A 23962-nucleotide genomic window follows, 5' to 3' on the forward strand; every position below is an offset into this window, starting at 1 on the left:
TAAAGTTCTCATGTTGTACTGTTTTATGATTGTTGTTTACCTGTAAGACAACGAAACTTTAATTTTGTTACAGTACTATGCATAAAAAGGTACTATTTTAACATTAATTAACAATTTTTGGGTGAAATTCCTCGAAAACAGGGGAGTAAGAGGCTTTTAAAAGTTTGTAGTTAGTGTCTTCTTCTGTATATATTCGAACATAATTAGCGTGATTAACACAAACTTTTCATAAAGTATATACAAGCAAAACGATTAAATGTTACATTTTAGAATGCAAAACTTTTGTTATAAAATAAGTATATGAAAAAATGGAGATATGGAATACTGCTTTTGTTCTTTATGACTTTAGGAAATTTCTGTTTTGCTCAATATAAAGAATCTGATTGGGCAAAAAGAGATACTTGGATGAAGGTAAATGAATTGATGAAGTTGGCTCACGTAGATCAGAGAAGTGTCGTAGCGGATATCGGGTGTCATGAAGGATATTTATCCATTCGTCTAGCAAATGAAGTTGGAAATTTGGGTAAAGTATATGCAGTAGATGTTCGACAAGACCGATTGGAACGATTAGATGAACATCTTAAAGACAGAAAATTGACAAACGTTCAAACAGTTTTGGGGGATTATGACAACCCAAAATTGCCATTGGGACAACTAGATAGCGTAATCATTATGGATACCTATCATGAAATGGAATCCTATATGACCATCCTCGAACATGTGAAAAAAGCACTGAAACCAGGAGGATATATTCTTATTCTTGAGAAATTGAAGAAGAATATGCGCGATAAGTCTAGAGACGAACAAACAGATGCACATACCTTATCGTCACAATATGTAAAAGCTGAACTAGAAGAAGCTGGCTTTGCGATTTCAGAAGAAATTGAAGATTTTGGGAACTGGAAAAATGAAAAAGATAAACAGATGTGGATTCTTGTCGCTACATTACCAGAGTAGTTAGATCTCGTTATTTATACTTCCATTTTATACCCTACACCATGAATGTTTGTGATTTTGATAGAAGTATCTCCATTCAATTTTTTCCTCAATTTCGAAATAAACATATCCAAACTACGTCCAACAATGACCCCTTGATCTTCCCACACCAATTTGATCAGTAGTTCTCTTTTGATAATTTGATTAGGGGTATCTGCAAAAATCTTAAGCAGTTCCGCTTCTTTGGTAGTAAGTTTTGTGACTTCATTGTTGTATTCGAGTAGTTGTTGCTCATAGAAAAAAGAGGTGTTACCTAATTGAAGCTTTCTTTGAGTGTCCTTCTTTTTATCTACAATCGTATACTTTATCCCTAGACCTATGGCAAGTAGTAATCCTATACCTATTAGTATCCATAATACAGGTGTAGTAGTAGCATCTGTATTATTCGTAGAAACTAGCTGTGCTTTGGGAAAGATAACTCGAATTTCATAACAATTCCTGGGTATTTTACGACCTATACACGGAACTATATTCTGTTCCTGTACACCACTGATCTGATAACTGTATACCACTTCAGAAGAGCGGCATTCGATAACCTCGATGATATGATCTTTCCAAACTTCTGAATTTGAGGTTAACCGTTTTGACTTTTCGGTTAATACATCTGGATCTATAAAAAGGTTTTCTTGAAAAGATAAACGATATTCTTGATCATTAATTTTTGTAATAGGTAGTATTCTGGATACCGAATCTTGATTAGACAAGAGTAACTCATTACCTAATTGTCGTAAACTAATTTTAATTTTCTCCGGGATATACTGATTTTCTTCTTGTGCATGATTGATCAATATTCCTGATAAAAAAAACAGGATAAAGGCTAGTCTATTGATAATTAGTTTTTTATGGAATGTATAGAGCGTCAATGAATATGTTTTTACAATTTGGTTACACTTTTTTACAATTGATTTGAAAAGTATACACCTTTCCAATTTTATATTGAAAAGGCGTTCAAAATTCTCAATCAAATTATAATAAAAAATGAAACTAAACACAGAAAACATGAAGAATTTAAAAATAGCATTGTATACGATAATTATGGCTGTATTGATATCTGCATGTAAGAAAAGCAGTACTATTAATCCATACATTACTACCACATCTGGTCTTCAATATATGATACTGAAACAAGGTATAGGAGCTTCTGTATCTTCTGGACAAGAAATTTTGATTCACGAATCCACAAGGTATCAGAATGACTCGTTAGTCTTTTCCTCAAGGGATAATGGAGAACCTTTAAAAATTTTGGTAGGAGGTAATCAGGTAATAAAAGGTCTTGACGAAGGCGTAGTAGGCATGAAAGTAGGAGAGGTACGTAAACTTATAGTACCACCAGCTTTAAGCAAAAGGACTGGTGAAGTTCGTTTTCCACATCCAGATTCAACATTGGTGTATGAGGTGGAGTTGATCGATATTGTGCAAAAACAATCCATATTGCCTGAAAAAGGTCAGGAGATACCTATTGATACCCTGGAAAGTAGTATTAAATGGACAGGCTTTTATGCATTAAAGCTGGATAAACATTTTGGTACGGTAAAATTCAAAAAAGGCAATTGGATAATGCACGAAGGAATGATCACAGGAGGGGAGTTCCTAATGGATATGGAAACGATTACCAACACCGATGGGAAATACAATGAAATGCTCGTAGATCATTTAAAAAATGAAGATTTCTTTGAGACTTCGGTTTATCCGTTATCAAAATTGAAAATCAATCGGATTGATTATTCGTTGCATCCAAAATTTAATATTGAAGCAGAGCTGACCATAAAAGGAATCACACAACCCATAGAATTTACCGGAGAATTTAATGTCATAAAAGGACAAACCGTATTTACTTCCAAAATATCGATTAATCGAACACGCTGGAATATCAAATACGGATCCGGTAGTTTTTATGATAATCTAGGAGATGATGTGATATCAGACACCATAGAATTTGATGTAATCATCTATGGCACCCCTAGGGGATGTTAATATCTTGATTCACCTCGTTTCCCTTTTTGATGGGACTTAGTTGCTTCATCTCTGTTTCATCATATATTCTTGATTTAATCACAAAACGAACACCAAGGGGGATTTCCAGAGAGAAACTAGCACCTCGGCCGGGAGCAACATCTACAATAAGTTGTGTGTGTTTCCAATATTCAAACTGATCACTAGACATGTAAAAATCACAGTTATGGATAGTTCCCAACCAAATGTCGGTTTCATTGATCAACAATTCACCCTTTTCAAAACACATCGGGGAGGAGCCATCGCAGCAACCTCCGCTTTGATGAAACATCAACTCCCCGTATTGTTTTTTCAGGGTATCCACTATGGCAATAGCAGCATCACTAATAAGAACCCTTTTTATCATTTTTTAATAGTTTAGAAAAAGCCTAATGCTTTTTTATCATAAGAAATCAACATATTCTTGGTTTGGCGGTAGTGACTGAGCATCATTTTATGATTCTCTCGCCCGATTCCAGATTTCTTATACCCTCCAAAAGGAGCATGTGCTGGGTAATTATGATAACAATTTACCCAAACTCTACCGGCTTTTACCGCTCTGGATATTTGATAAGCCTGGTGCATATCCCGTGTCCAAACACCTGCTCCAAGTCCATACAAAGTATCGTTGGCAATTTCTATGGCTTCAGCCTCGTTTTTAAACGTAGTTACACAAGCTACCGGACCGAATATTTCTTCCTGGAAAACGCGCATTTTATTGTTTCCTTTAAGTAAGGTCGGTTTTACATAGTATCCTTTTTCAAGTCCTTCAATATATGCTTCCTCACCTCCGGTTAGCACTTCACAACCTTCGTCTTTACCAATATTGATGTAGTTGAGTATTTTTTCGAATTGATCATTAGAGGCCTGAGCTCCCATCATGGTTTGAGGGTCTAGCGGATGACCTAATTTGATAGCTTCAGTACGTTCGATAATGCGCTCAATAAACTGATCATAAATATTTTCTTGTATCAATATTCTGGAAGGACAAGTACATACTTCGCCTTGATTCAATGCAAACATTACGGCGCCTTCAATAGCTTTGTCAAAGAATTCATCATTAGCATCCATGATACTCTCAAAGAAAATGTTCGGAGATTTCCCTCCTAATTCTAGCGTAACTGGTGTAATATTTTTAGATGCGTATTGCATGATTAATTGCCCAGTAGTGGTTTCCCCTGTAAAAGCAACTTTATTGATTCTAGGGCTAGAGGCAAGAGGCTTACCTGCTTCTGGACCAAAACCATTTACCACGTTCAATACACCAGCAGGGAGGATACCTTCTATAAGCTCCATCAATATCATAATCCCTACGGGAGTTTGTTCGGCAGGTTTCAAAACAATACAGTTACCCGCTGCGAGTGCAGGAGCAATTTTCCAAGTGGCCATCAGGATTGGAAAATTCCATGGAATGATTTGTCCAACCACACCCAAAGGTTCAGGAATGTTAATGGATACGGTTTGGTCATCTAATTCGCTGGCAGAACCTTCTTCGGCGCGAATTACTCCAGCAAAATACCTGAAGTGATCAACTGCTAGTGGCATATCCGCAGCCAGAGTTTCTCGTACGGCTTTTCCATTATCCCAGGTTTCTGCTCGTGCAAGGGTTTCCAAATTTTCTTCGATAACATCGGCTATTTTCAGAAGACAATTACTTCTAAAGGTTGCCGAAGAGTTATTCCAGTTGGGTGCCGCCTGCCATGCAGCATCAATAGCAAGTTCGATATCTTCTGAGGTGGATCTGGCAATTTTAGTAAAACTGGTGCCGTCTACCGGAGAGACATTATCAAAATATTGTCCTTTTACCGGTGCAGTCCATTTACCATTGATGTAATTGTCGTATTGGTCTTTAAAATTAGGCTTTTCTATCCTGCTTTTGGGGGATGCCTGAGAAATACTCATAGTTTTGATTTTAGAGTTGAAGATGAAGTAAGAAATGTAATATGTGTGTGTTTTGCCAAAAAAAGTGAAGCTTCCTGACAAGAAAAGGTCTATGCTTAAATATACATTTTTTTAAAGGATTTATAGTTAAGAATGCTGTTAATATTATGCCTTAATTGTGTTATGTAATTGTTTAGCTGAAGTTGATATTAATGAGTATTGTGTTAAAATAATCTTAGAGTAGATGTATTTATTTGATATATCAAATATATTTGTATCAAATAAATATGTATGAATATTGAAATTCCGACTCAGGTAGTTTTTTATAAAATTGAACGTGCTATAAAAGAGTACAGGAAGTACGCTCAGAAAAGAATATCAGAAACAGTAAGTGACATCACTGTAGATCAAGGTTTAATCTTATTATTTCTGAAACATTACCCAGAGCTATCACAAAAGGAAATTGCTGCATTGGTATTTAAAGATAATGCCTCTATGACCCGTATGATAGACTTGATGGTGAAGAAACAATACTTAGTTAGATCGCCCCATAGTGAAGATAGGAGGAGATATAACATTGAAATTACTACCAAAGGAAAACAAATATTGGAAAAGTTGCCTCCTGTTATTATAAAGAATCGGACAACTGCCTTAGAAGGAATAACAAAAGAAGAAATTGATCAAGTCGAAAAAATATTAGATAAAATCATTACCAATTGTACAACAAATCAATAGTATTAACCTAAAAAAATAGTATTATGCAAAGAATTCTTGCGCTTGCAAAACTAGCTTCACTTTTAATAGCGTTTTTATATCAATCAATCAATTACGGACAGACACCATATCACCAAACAGTAGAGAAAGTTCAAGAGCTACTGGAAGCGAACTATATTTTTTTGGATAAAGCAAAAGAAACCAATGCCCATCTTGATAAATTAATGAAGAATGGTAGTTTTGAGGGAAAGACACCTAGTGATTTTGCCAGCTTTCTTACCCAAGAAATGAGAAGTATAACCAAAGATAAACATCTCCGTTTTGTATGGAATAAAGAACCTCGTAAATCAAGTAAAGAAGAGCCTTCTTTTAAAGATAATTTTAGTCGGTATAGAACTCCTATGCTAAGAGGCTTTAAATTGATGAAAGGAAATATTGGATATATAGATTTGGCCTATTTTGGCGGTGCTCCTTTTCATACTTCTAAGATAGATCAGGTAATGAATGAAATGCAAATTGCCGATGCTATAATTATAGATATGAGAAGAAATGGAGGAGGGAGCCCAGTAACCGTGAACTACTTGTCCAGCTATTTTTTTAATGAAAAATTGTTGTTGAACACGATATATTCTAGGGCTAATAATCATTCTGAAGAAATGTGGGTAGTAGATACAAAGGGGTTAAAACGTCCAAACGTTCCCGTTTATATCTTAACTAGTAGTTATACTTTTTCGGGAGCAGAAGACTTTTCTTATACCATGCAAAGTAGAAAAAGGGCAACCGTTATTGGTGAAGTGACGGGTGGTGGAGCACACCCAACCAGATATCATGGTATTGACGGGACGGATTTTGGAATACGTATTCCTTTTGCCAGAACCGTAAATACGGTTACCAAAACCAATTGGGAAGGAACGGGAGTAACTCCTGATATCAAAATGAATGCAGATGAAGCATTAAAGAAGGCGGAAGAACTAGCCAAACAAGAAGCTATAACATATAGTAATACACTTTTTAATCCTTTGGAGAATGCTATTACCACGCTAGAAAAGGATAATAAAGAATTGATTAAACAATTGGAATATTTAATCACCTCAGGAATTCTGGATGAGTTCGAAATCAATGGGTTAGGATATTCTTATTTGCTAAGAGGTCAAAAAGATACTGCTATTGCAATATTTAATGCAAACACCGTATTATTTCCGGATTCAGCAAATGTTTATGATAGTTATGCAGAAGCATTAGCAACAAACAATCAAAACGATTTAGCATTAATTAATTATCAAAAGGCTGTAAAAACTGCAGCCAAAAATAATGATGACCAATTAGAGTTGTTTCAAAACAATTTAAAAGCATTTCAAGAAAAAGCGAATTAGACAAAGTGCCTACCCCATTGAATTGCGAAGACCAGGTTTTACTTTAAATCTGGTCTTTGTTTTTATAAGGAATTTGCTATTCCATTAGTATATTTATAGGAAATATATTTTATGATACAAATTGATCTCGATCAGAAGGTGATTTTGGTCACGGGAGCATCGGACGGAATTGGTAAGGCTATTGCAGGGTTTTTGATGAAGATGGGAGCTACCGTTGCTGTGCATTATAATACCAATAGGAGTGCTGCAGAAGCTTTGGTAAGTAGCTATAACACTAATTCTAAGGCTTTTCAAGCAGATTTGGCAAATCAAAATGAGGTGATATCCCTTTTTGAGGCCGTAGAAAGCGCATTTGGTAGCATTGACGTAGTAGTTCTAAATGCGGGCGTATTTCAAGCACATTCTACCAATTTGGATACAGAAGAGTGGTGGAGTATCTGGAAAAAAACTATAGCTATTAACTTACATGCTGTAGGGTTATTGACCAAGCTTGGGATTGATCATTTTAAAAAGAATGGAGAGGGGAGATTTATATTTATTGGGAGTAGAGCAGTATTTAGAGGAGAAACCGAAGAGTTTTTGGGGTATGCAGCTTCAAAAGGAGGGCTCGTTTCTTTAGCCAGGAGCGTGGCCAGATCTTTTGGAAAGGATAATATCAAGTCTTTTGTACTCTCACCTGGTTTTACAAAAACACGAATGGCGGAGGATTTTATAAAAATATACGGAGAAGAGAAAATATTAAATGAAATTTCATTAAATGAACTCACCACACCCGAAGATCTTACCGCCTTGGTTGGATTAATGTGCAGTGGTTTGATGGATCACGCTACAGGCGCCACCATTGATGTCAACGCTGGGAGTCACATACGATAACTCAACAAAATTTTCTTTACCACCAGGTTTTTCTGAAAATAGATTTTCTATTTTCCCAAATACTACGGTTTTGCATTTTGATGAATGAGGCACTGTAATCTTCTAGTTTTAATAACTCTATACCGAATTGCGAAAATCCAGGAATAAGTAAAGGGTTAGCCTGAAAATGCCACCATTCTGAGCTTAGATATTTTTTGTTGCTTGGTCTGGTGTATCCTCTTCGAGGTGGGATTGGATAGAAACCATATTTCTTTGCGGTACTCGTAAAATCAACAAACCGATCCTTAATTTTAACTTTTTTATCCTTACCAGATCCCCAGCTATCCCAATAGGTAGCTTCAATTTCAATAAGATCCCCTCCGCTGGCACGACAATATACTTGCCAATAACTTTCAGGATTAGCACCTTTGTTTTTTACCATTACAAAAGGATCTGTCTTTGGAGAGAAAAAACCAGAGTTAACAGACAAATCAAAGGCAAGTCCTGGGTAATGCATCGATTTGGCAGATCTATGACTGCTTACACCTGCGGTTAATGATCTTTTACCCCCACTACTGGTAATTTTACCGCCACGATCTACAATTTCTCGTCTTAATAGGTTGTATTGTCTTGCAGCATCTTCTCGTAATATAAAATGATCAAAACCTTCAATACCTCCAATTTTGTCAGCGTCGCATCGCACCCAATTTAATTTATCGGTATTGGTTACATAAGGATACTGTAGCTCCCAAAGTGTTTCTGGACCGATGATACCATCGGTATAAATACCCGCTTTATCTTGAAAGTCAATAATATGATTTTTTAAATTTCGGTTTGTCACCGATTCATCGTCCTCAATGATCTTATGAAATAGTAAATGTTCTTGTACTGCAATGAGAAAAATATCGTCGTAAGCCATAATATATGTGTTTCAAAAGTTGGTTGTCTGCACCGCCCAATAGGACATGCAAAATGTGAGGTAATTTGACTCTTCTAAGATAACTATTTTGATCGGATATTTTTTTGCCAGGGATGTGATGTTTACACTTATTCGTAGTATTTGTTTTAAAGTCAATCGTTTAAATCATATTTTTTATTCTGAAGAATTCACAGTACCTTTAGTATTAACAATATTTTTACACAATTAAAACCAATTTTTAACTCACTTAATTCACTCTTAAAACCATGAAAAAAAGTGCAATTCTGTTGCTTATGGTGGTATTTACCATAAGTAGCACACTATTCGGGCAACAAAATAACCAACAACTCGCAGAAACGTATTTAAAGACCAAAGGAGAAGTTATTTTTGATTTTGTAATTGCTGACAAATCAGAACTCAGTACAATCACCAAAGAACTAGCAATTGTTCATTATGACGATTTCACAAGAACCGTGAAGGTAATGGCCGATGCTGATCAGTTTGCTGCTTTTTTAGCCAAAAAAGTTCCTTTTACCTTACATTCAGAGGATAATGTAATAGGGTATAGGACCATGACATCGGATCTCTCTGTAAAGGCGGCTACCTTTCCTCTTACAGCCTATCCAACATATGCTGACTATGTGAGCATTATGAATGATTTTGCTACAAATAATCCAACGCTATGTCAGGTAGAGAACATAGGAGCTACAACAGAGGGCGATAAATCTATATTATTTGTAAAATTATCAGATAATGTAGCCAGTAATGAACAAGAACCTAGGGTTATGTACTCGGCAACGATGCATGGAGATGAACTGGCAGGATACCCTATCATGCTAAATCTTATTGATTTGTTGTTAACCGCTTACAAAGATACTTCGCATCCTCGTCATGCAGAGATCAAAAATCTTTTGGACACTAGCGAAGTATGGATCAACCCTTTAGCAAACCCAGATGGTACATTTAGAAATAGTCCTAACAACACCTCTGTAGCCAATGCGACTCGGGGTAATGCAAATAATGTAGACCTCAATAGAAATTATCCAGATCCAGATGATGGTCCAAACCCGGATGGGAATGCCTATCAAGTCGAAACCTTGGCGTTTATGAATTTTGCAGATTCTAAACATTTCACACTCTCGGCAAACTTCCATGGAGGTATAGAACTTATAAATTACCCTTGGGACACCTTTGCTGGAGCACATCCTGATGAGGATTATTTTATACATATTTCAGAAGAATATAGGGACTATAGTCAGGCAAATAGTCCAGCAGGGTATTTTGACGCCTTAAATAATGGAATTACCAATGGATACGATTGGTACGAAGTACAAGGAGGGCGACAGGATTATCAAACCTATTTCAAAAAAGGGAGAGAGGTAACTGTCGAGTTGTCTAATGCTAAGACGCCTCCTGCCAGTCAGCTAGTGAACTTTTGGAATTATAACGAGGATGCACTTATTGCATACTTAAAACAGGTTACCTACGGAATTCGTGGTGTAGTCACCGATGCGATTACTAATCAACCCTTGGATGCCAAGATCACTATTATCGGAAAAGAAGGTTTCGAATCCTGGGTACCTACCGAATTACCTGAAGGAGACTATTATCGACTAATAAAAGCAGGAACTTATGATATCAAATACGAAGCAGATTGTTATGAGCCTCTTACCGTTACTGGGGTTGCTATAGCCGATTTTGCAACTGTAGTGCAAGATGTACAATTGAATCCTATTGCAGGCCAAGCTCCAGATGGTTTGCAAGCAACCAGTATCCAAACTTCTACAGCAACTTTAAACTGGAATTCTAGCACTGGTGCTACCTACGATGTAAGATATCGAGAAGTAGGAACCACAAACTGGACTACAGTTGCTACGGCTACAAATAGTTTGGCACTAACTAATTTGAATGCTATTACAGATTATGAGGCTCAGGTACGAAGTAATTGTTCAGGAGGAGTGAGTTCTCCTTACAGTGCTTCTGTTACATTTACTACTACCGATGTTCCTACCTGCGCTGGAGTTAGTATTTTTCCTTACACAGAAAGTTTTGAAACCGATCTAGGAGTGTGGACCAATGACACAGGAGATGATATAAATTGGACCAGAGATTCTGGGGGAACACCTTCTCAAACCACAGGACCGTCTTCTGCTCAGGATGGTAATTTTTATTTATATCTGGAAGCTTCTACTAATGTGTCTCCGCCAGGAAGCCCAAATAAAACAGCAATTTTGAATAGCCCATGTATAGACTTATCCAGTTTATCGGGAGCCACTTTAGAATTTGGATATCATATGTATGGAGCTACTATGGGAAGCCTTGAAGTATTGATCAGTAATGATGATGGAGTAAATTATACTTCTTTATGGTCCCAAAATGGAAATTTAGGAAATTCATGGAACCAGGCTTCATTAGATATTTCATCATATACGGGATCTGTAGTAAAGGTTCAGTTTAAAGGAGTAACAGGATCAAGTTGGCGTAGTGATATGGCTATAGATAATATACGTGTTATATCTTCTACAGTGGATACCGAAGCACCAACTGCACCAACAAACCTGGTTTCTTCTAATATTACTTCCAATAGTGTTACCTTATCTTGGGAAGCAGCAACAGATAATATTGGTGTTACCGCCTACGAAGTATATCAGGGAGCTAATTTAATCGCTACCGTGGATGGTCTTGTTCATATAGCCAGTGGATTGGCACCAAATACTGCTTATAGCTTTTCTGTTATTGCCAAAGATGGAGCAGGAAATAGTTCACCTTCAAGTAATGTCATTAACGCGACTACGATCGATGGTGGAATCACGTATTGTAGTTCACAAGGGAATAATGTAAACTATGAATATATAGATTTGGTGGCCTTAAATCAAATTAATAATCCTACGGGAGCAAATGGAGGGTATGCGGATTTCACTGCTCAAATAGCAGATGTACCCTATGGTTCTAATTCAATTACTTTGAGTGTTGGTTTTGTGAATACTGCCTACACTGAGTTTTGGAGTGTTTGGATCGACTATAATAAAGATGGAACCTTTGATGCTGCAGAACAGGTTGTATCAGAATCTACTAATAGTAGTGCTGATCAAACCTATACTTTCTCAGTACCAACAACTGCATTATCGGGTAATACCAGAATGCGTGTGTCTATGAAATACAATTCAGCACAAGGACCATGTGAAACCTTCACTTATGGAGAAGTAGAGGATTACACCGTAAACATTGGTGGTGTGGTGTCTAAAGGAAATGACATTGCACAAATACCTTTATCAAATAAGGTTAATCTTTATCCAAACCCAATCTATGGCAATACGCTACATATTGGAGGTTTACAGCAGTTAAAGGATGCGAATTATCAAATATTTAATTATGTGGGACAAAATGTACTACAAGGTCGAATGATGGAAGTGAAACAGATAGACGTATCCACATTGCCTAATGGAGTATACGTTATCGAAATCAGTAAGGAAAAAAATAAATGGACGAATCGATTTATTAAAATGTAACGAGCAATATAATTATGTAGAAAACGGGCTTTGATAATACTTCAAAGCTCGTTTTTTATTGAACCTCAAAACTCAGCGAGTATTCGCTAACTGCCGAAGAAGATAATTCTCCTACTTTTCGATCAAATAATCGATCCAAATTATTTCCTGCAAGATCTTCTAGTTTAGGATTAAACAAAATAATGTAACTTTCTTTAAACCAGTTTTTTAAAGGGTTGAAAGATAATGTAGATTCTTTGTTTGAAAATTCCCAATCTCCTTCGATTGGGTTATTGTTGCTATCCACAATTTGCATGCTTTCTATGGTGCTTCCGTAATCAAGAGATTCTTTACAATCAATGATTAATTTTGACTTCGTGTTGTGCTTTGGAGGGGTAATTTTCCAGCTATTAATATCAGGCTGTTGGCGATCTGCTTTAACAACTCGAAATTGTTTAGTAAAATGATCCTTCATTTGTACTCCAGCTTGATCTTTTATTCCGGAAATGACTAATGTATACATTTTGCCCTCTTCAAAGACAGGGCCTAATTCCTGATTAGGAATTAGATCTCGTTTTTGCCTGCCTGGTTCTATCCAAACGGTAAGAAGTTTACTATCCTCACTTATCAACGCATTGGTAAAATCTAATACCGCTCTTGGTATGGTATCTCCGGATCTATTCAGAAAATGAATATGATCATAGATAGCAGTTTCATTAATGGGTTTTGAAAACTGAACATACCATTTCAAAAGATTTGCGGGCACTTTATCGGCTGATGGATAAACCCCTTTTACAGATAGAAATTGATAGTCATCCGGGATTTTCAGGTGAAAATATGTATAGGTTCCATTATACACAAGGGTATAATCTTGTTCCCAATTGAATGGCACAAAAGGAGTAAAGCGAATTTGACTCTTTTCTTGGATAGTTTTGCCCAAAATAGCTGTCCTAGTCTTCGTTATCTCATCTTCTGGAAGATGACCGCGGTATACTTTTAGCACTTTGTTGGGTTCATCAATTTCCTTTATGATAATATGATTTCTGCTAAAACTAAATTCCGGAGATGCTTGAGAAAACATCTCCGGAATAGAACAGATTATAAATAACAATAGAAGTAGTAATGCTTTTTTAAAATGAGTTCTCATTGGCGTTTTTATTTTGATAACCACCAAGGACTCCCATGTTTTAGAGCTAAGTTGCCCGAAGACTCTCTTTGAATCATAACAAATCCTTTATCATAGGCATCTAATTGTTGTACATTCACAAACGGCATATTTACATAATCTACACCTACTGCAGCTCCTTTTATGGTTACAGGCTCTGTCAAAGAAGCCTTAAAAGATTCTAAATCATCAAAATCTAATCTCATCAAAGGTCTATTCGAATTAGAGATCAATAGATAATGGGCATTATCACTTTTTACTTCAACAATATCTAAAGGAGAGTTTCCGCTACCTAATTCGGCAATTGTTCTTCCTTTGGTGTGTTCTCCTGGCTTAACATCGCTCATAGGGAAAACTACAAGAGGAGTGCAAGTGTAAGCTGCAACGATATGTGGAACTCCAGCAATATCAGCTGTCAAAAATGTTTTGATAGGAGCGTGGGTTTCATATTTTCCATGTGCTGCGTGATAAATTTCTAAAGAACCGTAGTTCTGTTTTTTGTTAAAAGGAAAATCAATAGAGCGAAACGTAGAAGCAAATTCCTTATTACTTAGTCCGGATAACAATACTTTTCCGTTGGTATACTTGATATCGGCTACTGCCCATCTGCGAAGTTGTCGTCCGCGACGATCTTTTGCTTCATTAGATACAGGATCTGTAATTTCAGATTTGGTAAAAGATACATTATCCAAAGCAACCGCTTTTAATGCATTGTTCTCAACTCTTAGAAGTAGAGGGTTTCCAGATCCATGCATTACAGAAATGTAAATGTTGTTGTTTTCTGGATTAACCACCATATCGGTGATTTGTATCTGATCTATTGCGGCACCCAGCATGTCTGCTATTTGCTGATCAAGTTTGTCTATTCTTACTTTAGAATTGTCTGCCTTTGCATGAGCGCTAAGATCTATAGCAACCACCTGAGCAGATTTACTATCTCCAATAAATAAAATTCCTTCAGGACCAAAAGTCATGGCATTGATAGCAGTTACTTCTGGATTGCCCGCTGTAAAACCAGCTTTTAAAGGAGAGGTTTCATTTGCAAAAATAGAAGTAATAGAAAGTAATAAGGAGATAATAATGACGAGTAATGTTTTCATGATATAGTAATTAGAGAGTGACGAATTTCTCTAAAAGTATATAAAATGAACCGGGGCTAGAGTTAAAGAAATACCAAAAAACGACTTGCAGCAGTATTAAATATATCTTAAAGCCAACAGGTTACTGTATAAAATAGGAGTAGGGTGCAGTAAAATATGGATCAAATCATAGAAGAAATACTGAAGAGATCTATTGCTCTTTAAAATCTATAATGTCTTTAATATCCACCTCCATATAATCCGCAATTCTTTTAAGACGAGCAAAATCTTTGGCTAGGTCTTTTCGCTTTACAACATAGTCTCCAGCTTGAGGACTTACACCAAGTGCCTTCGAAATTCCGTAAACAGTTTTCGAACCTTTACTTCTTTTTAGCAGTTTATTTAATTTTTTGTTAGCCATTATTATATATGATAAAAGGAATCAAATATACAAATAAATTTTTATTAAAAAAATATTTGATTATTCAAATAATCTTTGTATATTTGAAACATAGAAATTCAAATCATCACAACTATGAAACTTGTACTAACTATTGCGCTATTTTGCTTGACTTTTGGAAATGTATTTGCATCAAATACTGAAAATGAGAAAGAGAAGACGGAACGTAAAAAGAATGAAGGAGAAGATAGCTACAGAAAGAAAAATGCACACTCTGTTAAAAAGTGGAAAATAAGTATTGAGTATACTAATGGAGGAGTGATCTCAAAAACAATTTCTGTAGATGCAAACTCTGAGATAAGTGCTTTAGAAGCAGCTTTTGAAGAGGCTGATAAGTACTTGAAAAAAGAAAGAAAAGTAAAAGACTACACCATCACACCAGTAACCGATTCTTATGTACTATTAGCTGGATACTAACAATATAATTAATACCCTGAACTTACCTATATTCTAAGGAAAATGACTCCCCGTTGTTTTCCTTTTTTTATTCTAATTAATTTGCCCAAACATTAATGAATTGATACTTTTAGATAACTAAGAAATAATCTATATAAGTTCACACATATTATTTATTAACCATGGATAGCGTAGAAAAAGGAGTAAAAGAGGTTATTGCTCAAAATAGCCGATATGCTTTTGACGAGATAGAATTAACAGATCCAATCGATAAGTTTATTTCTTCATTTATGGCAGATCGTTTAGCCAGGGAGCTAAAACGAAAGTTTTCGCAGGTAAAAACTACAGAACTCACTAATGATTTATTTACCGTTCTGAAAAGAATACAGGATATAGTAACCAGAATTAACGCATATTCCAATTAGTTATGAAAATCTTAAAATCGATTTTGATATTGTTTGCAATTGGATGTATTGCGAACACCTATGGACAAGAGCGCCTTTTTTCTTTAGGGTATGGTAAAACTTTTGTATCCAACGATTCAACTACGGTGAGTTTGACTTTGGACTTAAATAGAATTCCTGGCCAAAGCGAAAGGGCAGGAGGGTATTATTTTGTAAACGAAGTATTGGGAGAAAAAGGTTGGGGATATTATATCAAACCCTCTATAGATGTAAACATCGGAAGTGGCATCTCTAGTGCTCCAAACAATGTTTCTTTAGGGATTCCTGTAGGGTTGGTATATGATTTCAAAAAAACTACAATTGGTTTGTTTTCATTATATCTAGAGGGAGCTCCAGAAATGATAGCCGACAAAAGCTTTAAAAACAATTTACATTATCTTTCTTTAAATGCATATATCAAATATGAATTTCTAAATGATGCTATTTTGATCAATTTCCTGGCTGGAGTGACCAATGCAAATGGATTTAGAAATCAAATAGAGGTAGATAGTGAACAGTATGGCAGGATAACTTTACCCTTGTTTTTGAGAGCCAATTTTTGGAATGCAGTTTCTCCAAAGGATCGAAAATACAAAAGGATCAGCTGGATCAGTACTTTTAAATTTAATCATGTTTATGCCGATGACTTACTGGCTTCAGAGGATGATACGTATTTCTATTTTAGTAGTAAATTTGATGTGTATGTAACTCCGAATATAGGATTTAATGTTACCTACTTTAATGGTCAGGAAGAACCATTATTCAGGCGTAACAATGCAATAAGTTTTGGGATCACACTGGCTCGATAATTATATTTTTTCATCTTCGTTCATAAATTCACTCCACATGGTGTTTTCCAAAGCAATAATATTTTCAACTCTGGTCACCAATAGATGAAAAGGATCTTTCTCATCTCGGTAATTTCCGGATAAGGTCATAAACATATATTTTTCGCGGTTCAGTGCTTCAGCTGTAGAACGGTATTTGACCCACTTTTCCTGATATTTCATTAAAGCGGATACTCCTGCAATGATAGCCACCAACATTCCTAATACTCCAATCAGATAATTCAAATACAGCTGATCAGGATGTGTTTCAGAAAAACCTGCTGCAAAGGGAATAAAGGCAGAAAAAATAATAACCAATCCACGAGTCCCTAAGTGCATTTTTTTATTGATCATGCTTTTTGCGCTATACCAATGCAATTGATTATCAACTCGTTGTTTAATATATTCTTCTTGGTTCATATCTAGGTTTTAAGAGGTTTGTTTTTAAGAAAAACTAAAATATAAATATAAGGCTATTATCGATGATTTGTTTTGTTTTATTTTAACAGAAATCTAGTTACTTTTAGCTACTCATATCGTCAGTCATTGTAATAACTTTTAAATATTTATGGATACCATATGGTGTCCAAATTATTAACCATACAAAATCATAATGAGTAATAGGCAAGGTGTTTTTATTAGTTACAGCAAAAAAGATGCAAAATGGCTCGACCTGCTGAGGGTACATCTTAGTTATCTGGAACGAGAGTATCAATTTACGATTTGGGAAGATTCCAAAATTGAAGTTGGTGCGGATTGGCGAGATGAAATATACAAAGCACTTAGCAATACCAAAATAGCCATCCTTATGGTAAGTGCTAATTTTATTGCTTCCGATTTTATAAATAATGAAGAGCTTCCTGCATTACTAACAGCAGCAGAGCAGGAGGGAGCTTACATATTTCCCATCATTATTAGTCATTGTATGTTTTCTGATATAGATGCCATATCAAAGTTTCAGACCGTTAATCCTCCCACAGAACCTTTGGTTGCGATGGATGATGGTCAAAGAGATGCGCTTTTTGTAAAGGTAACTCAAGAAGTAAAAAGAGTATTATCGCTTCCTACAAATGATTCTTCTTCTCCGATCGTTGATAACCTTCCTTCATTAGAAGAATATCAAGCAGCACTAGTAAGAGCCAGTGTTATTTCTGTATTTAGAACGTATGCTGAAGAATTAGGATTAACTATTAAACAAGTATACGAACGCTCTAAAATAGAAAGAAGAAAAAATGTTGTACGTGTCATCCACGAATTGGAAGCACTAGGTATCCTAACTAAAACTAAGGTAGAACAACTTTCGTATTATAAAATAACCGATTTTGGCACTACTTTTATAAAAGAATACTATACTATTTGAGTCTTGTTTACAATACTTGGTTGGCTCGCCTTAATTACTCCTGTTTTACGTCCTGAGCGAGACGGAACATAAAGCAAACCAACTCAAATACAAACTTACGTGGCCACCAATGGTCATTAAACTTCTCTTTACCAAATCTGTAAACTTTTCTGTTATAAGGGTATTAATAATCCTTCGCCAGACGGTACGGTAAATTGAAACAGTCAATGACTGATGTACTGCCAACGTCCCAGGATCATCACCTAGTTTAGTATGTAAGATTGGTTTGTACATGATTAAACATTTAAAAATTAATATTCCTTTTTTTTAGAGCAAATCTTGTGCCGAAAATCACAATCTATTTAGGGGTATACATTGTTAATTTCTTAACTATGAATGGTTTATCTAATATCAACTTGTGAAACGTACTTTTTTGCTCACTATAGAGCATTAAAAACAATTGGTTTTATTAGATAATTTATAGCAATGAATTTTGATCGTACCCTTCTAAAAATGGGCACTTTGGAACTATGCCCTGAAGAAAGGATGGAACAAAATAGAATCAAGAAATAATGGATACATTTGTTCTAAATTTTATGTTGCAAATTTACGATTTTAACAAGAAAAATAAAAGAGTATAAACCGCCAATCTTTTGTGGATTTACAGTATAAAAATTTAGAAATCAGAGGGCTTATATTTTAGAAAAATGGTCTTGTAAAACGATTTGATTGGTTTTTCTATCGGTTATTGTAAGTTCTTTTATTGATCCTGCACCTAAAAAACGATATCGGATACCTACAAATTTCCCTATAGGCTCATGATAGTTATTACTATACACTTCCTGATCTTCAATGTATACAGTAACTTTATTATTTTCAACGTTTATTTTTAGTTTTTTGAAATCGGATAAATCTGTTCCTAACGAAGATAAATCATGTTCTTTTCCTGTTACATAAACATCGTTGAGCATAAGATTAATATCAGACACACAACCAGGTATAGAAAAAGGAATTATCATAGCGCCAGAACTTCCTAAGACTACGATTCGAAGAGTTTGACAAACTGCCCACTTTTCGTTATATATATTTTTCACCGTAGTTTCAATAGTCATATCATCTCCAGACATATTAAAATCTTTAACCAAGTGGAAGGTAGAGACAATTGGATTCTTATTATCACTTATTTCATTAATAAAAGTATCGGAAAATGATAAAGGACGATTCACGGTATCGTTAACATCGATATATTTAGGAATGGGTTCGTAATCTATCGTCCCCATCCATTCATCTAAAGCGATAAACAAATCATGTTCTTTAATAATTTTTCCATCGACTAGTAATTTCGCTCTAAAATATCCTGGATAATAATAGATCCCTGTGGCTTGTTTTTGTTTAGGTTTTACTTTTACGGTTTTGGTTCTGTCCCAAAATTGTTGAATATAAATACTATCTGATGTGATTTCATCCAAATTCAGATCAAATACTACAGAATTAGGTAATCCTTTGGAAATAGGTCTGCTTTTGAAATGGATTTTTGAAAGGTCTAACGGTGGGATATTATCATTTTCGGTACTCACCATAGAGAAGAAAGAAATAAAGGCAAAGGTCATAATCCCCGCAGCTGCAACAATAATTCCCATATTTTGAAACACCTTGTCTTTTATCCAGGATGGTTTCTTCTTTGGCTCTTTCTTGTTTTTAAAGGCTCTCCAGTTTTCATATCCTGCAAACTTGGATAAAGTATTAAGTGTACTAATGCTAGGGGCGTTTTGATATTTTACTTTACCCCAAACTCGTTTTAAGGTGGTTGTACTGAGGTTAACCTGAGTCTCTTTTTGAATATGCTCACTCAATTCAATAAATACATCATTATGCCAAGAATCTGAAGACCCCCAATCAAGACGGTTCTCAATCTCTAGCAGACATTGCTGTACTAAATGATATTCTGGATACCTATTCATAGACACTAACAAAATTGATCAAAATTTATGACTTGAACAACATTGAACGAACTTGTACGAACTTGTTTTCGTAGTGTACATCTAATCTTCGAATTTTGAGATCAACAAACAACAAAAAATGATGATACGAGCAATTTTAATTTTGATTTTAAGTACTTTCTTTTCTTTTAACATATACGGACAGCAGAAATTTCCCTTGGATACCGTAAAATGGGAGATTAATGCTCAATCTTATGTGCTAGAAAGCTATAAAGGGAAAGATGCATTATATATGCAGCGAGGTATGGCTGCATTGAAGGATGTTACTTTTTTGAATGGTACAATAGAATTTGACGTGTTTCTGACCGAACGCCAAGGGTTTCCGGGAGTTCGATTTCGGGCAGTGGATGCCAATAATATGGAGTCTTTTTATATACGAGCCCATCTCCCGGGTAAACCAGATGCTAATCAGGGTACTCCAGTGATTAATGGTCTTTCTCCTTGGCAATTGTATTTCGGCCCAAGTTACTCTGTTCCCTACGAGTATAATTATAATGATTGGACCCATGTAAAATTAGTGGTTAATGGGAAAAGAGCACAAGTGTTTTTTGACTATTCAGAAAAACCTCATTTATGCTGGAATTTGGTCAGAGAACCCAAAGAAGGAAGGGTTGCTATTAGTGGAGGTGGTCCGAATCCTATGCATTATGCCAATTTTACTATTGACAAGACAGCTACTCAATTGGTGGATTTCAAAGTACATGAAAGAAAACCTATAGATGGATTGGTCCCGGCATGGGAAATTTCAGATAAGTTTGAAGAAACACAGTTGGACAATTTAGCTAACATAAAGGGATTGATTACTTCTCGAAAGTGGTTAGGAAAAGTACAAATAGAAGAAGGTATCGCTGCCAACATCGCAAGAAAAGTATTGCTAAGAGATGGGACCAAAAAGAATACAGTTTTTGCAAAACTTGAGATCAACTCAGATAAAGAGCAAACCAAACTATTCGAATTTGGATATAGTGATAGGGCAGTGACTATACTCAACGATCAACCTATTTATAAAGGAAACAACAGATGGCGGTCAAGAGATTACCGATATCTAGGAACTATTGGCCTTTTTGATACTGTATATCTAAATCTAAAGAAAGGAAAAAATATTCTTCTACTGGCAGTTTCCGAAGATTTTGGAGGTTGGCTAGTAACGGGTAAGTTTACAGATCCTTCGGGTGTTGTGGTGAACTAATTTTCTTATTATAAGGCAAAAAAGGATGACTCTTTGGAATATTAAAAACTAAAGCCTCGACGAATCGAGGCTTTATGATGGAGTACGGATACTTAAGATCGCTAGATACATATCCGTACAGGCAATGGGGCAAACAGGCCCTTACTTCTAGGATCTCCCAAATATATCTTTTGGTGGTACTATAGCTACTTTTTGTTGATAATCAAACCAATACAGTTCTGTATTCGATACTGCACATAGTTCATTGTTTGAATTAAAAAAGCGACTTTTTACATAAATTTTTGATAGATCTTCAGCAGTACTTAAAAATTCCATGTTTAGAAAAAAGTCCTGAGTAAACATGAGATGTTTTTGATAGGTAAATTCTTCCTTACATTTTTGAAGTCTAACTTTCAAATGATCTAGTTTTCTTTTAGAATACCCTTTTTCGAATAGAAAACTATCCAAAATAGCATATATATACGCTTGATAGGCACTACCATGCATGATCATAAAATCATCAACATCTTTTCCCGTTACTTTGTATTTTTTTCTGATCATAATAGGTGGTTTTACTCATTAGATTCTTGAATGGCTTTCAGTTTCTTTTTCTTGTTTTTTCCGAATTGAAATGCTCTAGAAATATTAAAACCTAAATGCACATCTCCCTCAAAAAAATCGTCTGTAGATTCGGTAATAAAACTTTTCTCGATCATAGTAATAGAATTGGAAAGAATGATTTGAAATACGTGTCCACCAGTTTCTATATCTATTCCAAATGCCAATGAGTTAGTAGTATCTATAGATTCTAAAGGATTAACGGTATAGTGATATTCACCATTTAGGGAAATTCTTTTGGTTAATTTGACACGTCCACCAATTCCAACAGCAAAAATACCATGAGGATCTTCTTGTATAGCTACTGAGTTTCTATAGACGAAGCTTGGCATAATTTGTAAAGAAAATGCAGGACTAAATTTTCTTGCTAAAAGAAGCTGAGAGGTATAAAACAAACGATCAGTCTCGCTAGGTTCGTTTCCTGGTTCAAAATCGTCGACACTTCTGTATACGACACTCCCAAATGCAGATACCGAAATCGGGAAGGCGTTTTTACCAATTCCTTGCTTGAGGAGTTTGTATTTGAAAAATGCATCATAGGCCTTTTCGAAACTGCTTCTACCAACTCCTATCATTAAATCGTCTGTAAGACCGTACTCAAAGCCAAAGCGTATATTGGATTGATCCAAACCAAATAATTCATCAAAACCTGAGTTTACTCTTCCAAAACGGTGAGATATGATAAACTCGAGAACACCTTTCTTTCTATTTTCGACAGAATGCCCATTAAGTATTCTTGTCCCCTTAAAAGTAGCAGTAGCATACTCTTTGGTTTGCGGAGTCTCTTCATCAAGTATGTCAAAGAGGTCTTCTTGCGCATGCATCATATTACCAATACTAAGAATGGTAAAAAGAATAATTAGTTTTTTCATATTATTTGGTATACGGTTGATGATCTAAGTTGAAGGTTACTTTTATGGTTTTTGCAATGTTGTTGACTACCACCGATGGAATTTCAATGTTGAAATCCGCTACCTTTACAGGAAAATCTCCCTGTAGAGAAATATTGCCCTCTGTCTTTTTAATTTTCGCTTTGATGACTGTTGGTTTGGTAACACCATGAATGGTTAAATTTCCTTTGATGGTAACTTCTGCATTATTCTCCAATGTGTTGAAATTGCTTAGCTCCCCTTTGAAGGTGGCTTTTGGGTACTTATCTGATTCTACATAATTTTCATTAAAATGTTCTTGCATTAATGCCTTCTCGAACAGGAATGATTTCATTAATATGGAGATAGCAATTGCTCCGTTGTTGGTGTCAATAATACTAAGTACCTGGTCATTTTCTGCCTCGATATCTTCTATGGGAGAATGGGAGAAAAAAGAAACATGCCCACTTTTTGTAAGAAACTTTTCTTGTCCATAGCTCATTACCGTAAACAAAAGGCATACTAAGGTTGTTATAATTGATTTCATTTGTTGTGAATATTGGTTTTAATTAATAATGATACTTTTTACAAGAATGACGTCCATTAAAAATCCAGTACAAACACCTTTGATTTGTATGGATTGTCCTTTTTGTAATTGCGTTATTTCGTGATTTTTGTCCGTGTCCAAATGACATAGAACACTACCAAATGCATCTTCACTTGTTAGTGCTATGATACTTTTGTCCTGTGCGATATTGATATCTTCTATAGTACCGGTTACCTGAATGATTTGTTCCAAATATTTGGTGTTAGCTTCAGTTTCATTAGTTAAAAAGTCTTTGAACAAATCGTTAGAATCGATAACGATTTGAGCATCGGTATTACTAATATCCAAGTGTGGTTTGGAAAACATAGAGATGCTAATAACAATTCCAATCGCGGATATAAAAAGAATGACACCGAAAACAACTTTACCCTTACTTATCATATTGATGTTTTTTTAATTGTTTAATGCGCCGCTATCGATCCAGCATCTGATAATTTCTATTTCTTCATTACTTAAAGAACCGCCAATGGGCATTCGTCTGCTCACCACCTGGGCTCTTACTCTTGCAGCATTATTTCTAATACTTTCAAAATTGCGTAGATCAGGAAATTGATTTCCGTTATGGCATTCGATACAATTGTTGTCTATTATTGGTTTTACCTGTGTGGCAAATGATGTATCTGGATTACACTCAACTATTGTTTCTGTAATTTCCTCTTCTACATTATTATCACAGGAAACTAGGATAAGACTAGTGAGTACTGCTAATAGCAGTCTATGTATTTGTAAATAATTTTTCATGATTAAGATTTAAGAAAAAGAGGAAGAAAAAAACT

Annotated in this window: 25 protein-coding genes; 11 read left to right on the top strand and 14 right to left on the bottom strand. The window is 35.4% G+C overall.

What is annotated here, in order from left to right; translation table 11 throughout:
- Positions 1–300 precede the first annotated feature (300 nt).
- On the top strand, positions 301–957 hold the full coding sequence (locus tag ACXAGJ_RS01595) for a class I SAM-dependent methyltransferase (protein WP_474836517.1): 657 nt from the start codon (positions 301–303) through the stop codon (positions 955–957).
- A gap of 14 nt (positions 958–971) precedes the next feature.
- On the opposite strand, the gene ACXAGJ_RS01600 is transcribed toward ACXAGJ_RS01595, so the two are convergent.
- Complete coding sequence (locus ACXAGJ_RS01600; RefSeq protein WP_474836519.1) at positions 972–1859, bottom strand: helix-turn-helix domain-containing protein; 888 nt, start codon at positions 1857–1859, stop codon at positions 972–974.
- Between the two features lie 136 nt (positions 1860–1995).
- Here ACXAGJ_RS01600 and ACXAGJ_RS01605 point away from each other — a divergent pair, with 136 nt between their 5' ends.
- Complete coding sequence (locus ACXAGJ_RS01605) at positions 1996–2970, top strand: YceI family protein (protein ID WP_474836521.1); 975 nt, start codon at positions 1996–1998, stop codon at positions 2968–2970.
- Here ACXAGJ_RS01605 and ACXAGJ_RS01610 read toward each other — a convergent pair.
- Both ACXAGJ_RS01610 and ACXAGJ_RS01615 read right to left on the bottom strand, forming a co-directional pair.
- Positions 2957–3355, bottom strand: a complete 399-nt coding sequence (locus tag ACXAGJ_RS01610; protein WP_474836523.1) for a DUF779 domain-containing protein — start codon at positions 3353–3355, stop codon at positions 2957–2959. The two genes, ACXAGJ_RS01605 and ACXAGJ_RS01610, sit on opposite strands and share 14 nt — an antisense overlap.
- 11 nt (positions 3356–3366) lie before the next feature.
- Positions 3367–4890 carry an aldehyde dehydrogenase family protein gene (locus tag ACXAGJ_RS01615; protein WP_474836525.1) on the bottom strand — a complete coding sequence of 508 codons (1524 nt, stop codon included), beginning with the start codon at positions 4888–4890 and terminating at the stop codon, positions 3367–3369.
- A 270-nt stretch (positions 4891–5160) separates the two neighbouring features.
- Here ACXAGJ_RS01615 and ACXAGJ_RS01620 point away from each other — a divergent pair, with 270 nt between their 5' ends.
- The 3 genes from ACXAGJ_RS01620 to ACXAGJ_RS01630 all read left to right on the top strand — a co-directional run bounded on the left by ACXAGJ_RS01620 (position 5161) and on the right by ACXAGJ_RS01630 (position 7829).
- Complete coding sequence (locus ACXAGJ_RS01620; protein ID WP_474836527.1) at positions 5161–5604, top strand: MarR family winged helix-turn-helix transcriptional regulator; 444 nt, start codon at positions 5161–5163, stop codon at positions 5602–5604.
- Positions 5605–5627: 23 nt separating this feature from the next.
- A complete protein-coding gene (locus tag ACXAGJ_RS01625) occupies positions 5628–6956 on the top strand; it encodes a S41 family peptidase (RefSeq protein WP_474836529.1) in 1329 nt (442 codons plus the stop codon).
- A gap of 111 nt (positions 6957–7067) precedes the next feature.
- On the top strand, positions 7068–7829 hold the full coding sequence (locus tag ACXAGJ_RS01630; protein WP_474836531.1) for an SDR family NAD(P)-dependent oxidoreductase: 762 nt from the start codon (positions 7068–7070) through the stop codon (positions 7827–7829).
- A gap of 16 nt (positions 7830–7845) precedes the next feature.
- Here ACXAGJ_RS01630 and ACXAGJ_RS01635 read toward each other — a convergent pair whose 3' ends face one another.
- Positions 7846–8727 (bottom strand): hypothetical protein, encoded by an 882-nt coding sequence (locus ACXAGJ_RS01635; RefSeq protein ID WP_474836533.1) that lies wholly within the window; start codon positions 8725–8727, stop codon positions 7846–7848.
- Between the two features lie 266 nt (positions 8728–8993).
- Between ACXAGJ_RS01635 and ACXAGJ_RS01640 the strand changes: the two genes are divergently transcribed.
- The gene (locus tag ACXAGJ_RS01640; protein ID WP_474836535.1) at positions 8994–12236 is read left to right on the top strand and encodes a M14 family zinc carboxypeptidase; all 3243 of its coding nucleotides are present in this window, start codon (positions 8994–8996) and stop codon (positions 12234–12236) included.
- A gap of 55 nt (positions 12237–12291) precedes the next feature.
- On the opposite strand, the gene ACXAGJ_RS01645 is transcribed toward ACXAGJ_RS01640, so the two are convergent.
- The 3 genes from ACXAGJ_RS01645 to ACXAGJ_RS01655 all read right to left on the bottom strand — a co-directional run bounded on the left by ACXAGJ_RS01645 (position 12292) and on the right by ACXAGJ_RS01655 (position 14880).
- A complete protein-coding gene (locus ACXAGJ_RS01645) occupies positions 12292–13362 on the bottom strand; it encodes a hypothetical protein (protein WP_474836537.1) in 1071 nt (356 codons plus the stop codon).
- A gap of 8 nt (positions 13363–13370) precedes the next feature.
- Positions 13371–14480: a hypothetical protein gene (locus ACXAGJ_RS01650; protein WP_474836539.1), complete on the bottom strand. Its 1110-nt coding sequence runs from the start codon at positions 14478–14480 to the stop codon at positions 13371–13373.
- 190 nt (positions 14481–14670) lie between these two features.
- On the bottom strand, positions 14671–14880 hold the full coding sequence (locus ACXAGJ_RS01655) for a hypothetical protein (RefSeq protein WP_073313560.1): 210 nt from the start codon (positions 14878–14880) through the stop codon (positions 14671–14673).
- A gap of 114 nt (positions 14881–14994) precedes the next feature.
- Here ACXAGJ_RS01655 and ACXAGJ_RS01660 point away from each other — a divergent pair, with 114 nt between their 5' ends.
- The 3 genes from ACXAGJ_RS01660 to ACXAGJ_RS01670 all read left to right on the top strand — a co-directional run bounded on the left by ACXAGJ_RS01660 (position 14995) and on the right by ACXAGJ_RS01670 (position 16567).
- Positions 14995–15336 (top strand): hypothetical protein, encoded by a 342-nt coding sequence (locus tag ACXAGJ_RS01660; protein WP_474836541.1) that lies wholly within the window; start codon positions 14995–14997, stop codon positions 15334–15336.
- 161 nt (positions 15337–15497) lie between these two features.
- Positions 15498–15740, top strand: a complete 243-nt coding sequence (locus ACXAGJ_RS01665) for a hypothetical protein (RefSeq protein WP_073313565.1) — start codon at positions 15498–15500, stop codon at positions 15738–15740.
- A 2-nt stretch (positions 15741–15742) separates the two neighbouring features.
- Positions 15743–16567 (top strand): hypothetical protein, encoded by an 825-nt coding sequence (locus ACXAGJ_RS01670; protein WP_474836544.1) that lies wholly within the window; start codon positions 15743–15745, stop codon positions 16565–16567.
- Here ACXAGJ_RS01670 and ACXAGJ_RS01675 read toward each other — a convergent pair whose 3' ends face one another.
- A complete protein-coding gene (locus ACXAGJ_RS01675; protein WP_474836546.1) occupies positions 16568–17005 on the bottom strand; it encodes a DUF4231 domain-containing protein in 438 nt (145 codons plus the stop codon).
- A gap of 193 nt (positions 17006–17198) precedes the next feature.
- Here ACXAGJ_RS01675 and ACXAGJ_RS01680 point away from each other — a divergent pair, with 193 nt between their 5' ends.
- Positions 17199–17945 (top strand): toll/interleukin-1 receptor domain-containing protein, encoded by a 747-nt coding sequence (locus ACXAGJ_RS01680; RefSeq protein ID WP_474836548.1) that lies wholly within the window; start codon positions 17199–17201, stop codon positions 17943–17945.
- Positions 17946–18616: 671 nt separating this feature from the next.
- On the opposite strand, the gene ACXAGJ_RS01685 is transcribed toward ACXAGJ_RS01680, so the two are convergent.
- Positions 18617–19885 (bottom strand): hypothetical protein, encoded by a 1269-nt coding sequence (locus ACXAGJ_RS01685; protein ID WP_474836549.1) that lies wholly within the window; start codon positions 19883–19885, stop codon positions 18617–18619.
- 118 nt (positions 19886–20003) lie between these two features.
- Here ACXAGJ_RS01685 and ACXAGJ_RS01690 point away from each other — a divergent pair, with 118 nt between their 5' ends.
- The gene (locus ACXAGJ_RS01690) at positions 20004–21113 is read left to right on the top strand and encodes a hypothetical protein (RefSeq protein WP_474836551.1); all 1110 of its coding nucleotides are present in this window, start codon (positions 20004–20006) and stop codon (positions 21111–21113) included.
- A 147-nt stretch (positions 21114–21260) separates the two neighbouring features.
- Here the strand turns inward: ACXAGJ_RS01690 and ACXAGJ_RS01695 are convergent, their stop codons facing one another.
- From ACXAGJ_RS01695 to ACXAGJ_RS01715, 5 genes are read right to left on the bottom strand one after another with little or no spacing between them, the layout of a single operon-like run.
- Complete coding sequence (locus tag ACXAGJ_RS01695) at positions 21261–21653, bottom strand: hypothetical protein (RefSeq protein WP_474836553.1); 393 nt, start codon at positions 21651–21653, stop codon at positions 21261–21263.
- A gap of 11 nt (positions 21654–21664) precedes the next feature.
- Positions 21665–22582, bottom strand: a complete 918-nt coding sequence (locus ACXAGJ_RS01700; RefSeq protein ID WP_474836555.1) for a DUF5777 family beta-barrel protein — start codon at positions 22580–22582, stop codon at positions 21665–21667.
- Position 22583: 1 nt separating this feature from the next.
- Positions 22584–23126, bottom strand: a complete 543-nt coding sequence (locus ACXAGJ_RS01705; RefSeq protein WP_474836557.1) for a YceI family protein — start codon at positions 23124–23126, stop codon at positions 22584–22586.
- 18 nt (positions 23127–23144) lie between these two features.
- Positions 23145–23567, bottom strand: coding sequence for an OB-fold protein (locus tag ACXAGJ_RS01710; protein ID WP_474836559.1), 423 nt, complete (start codon positions 23565–23567; stop codon positions 23145–23147).
- A 12-nt stretch (positions 23568–23579) separates the two neighbouring features.
- Complete coding sequence (locus tag ACXAGJ_RS01715; protein WP_474836561.1) at positions 23580–23927, bottom strand: cytochrome c family protein; 348 nt, start codon at positions 23925–23927, stop codon at positions 23580–23582.
- Positions 23928–23962 lie beyond the last annotated feature (35 nt).

The sequence above is a fragment of the Aquimarina sp. AWH4_224 genome (genome assembly GCF_056160245.1).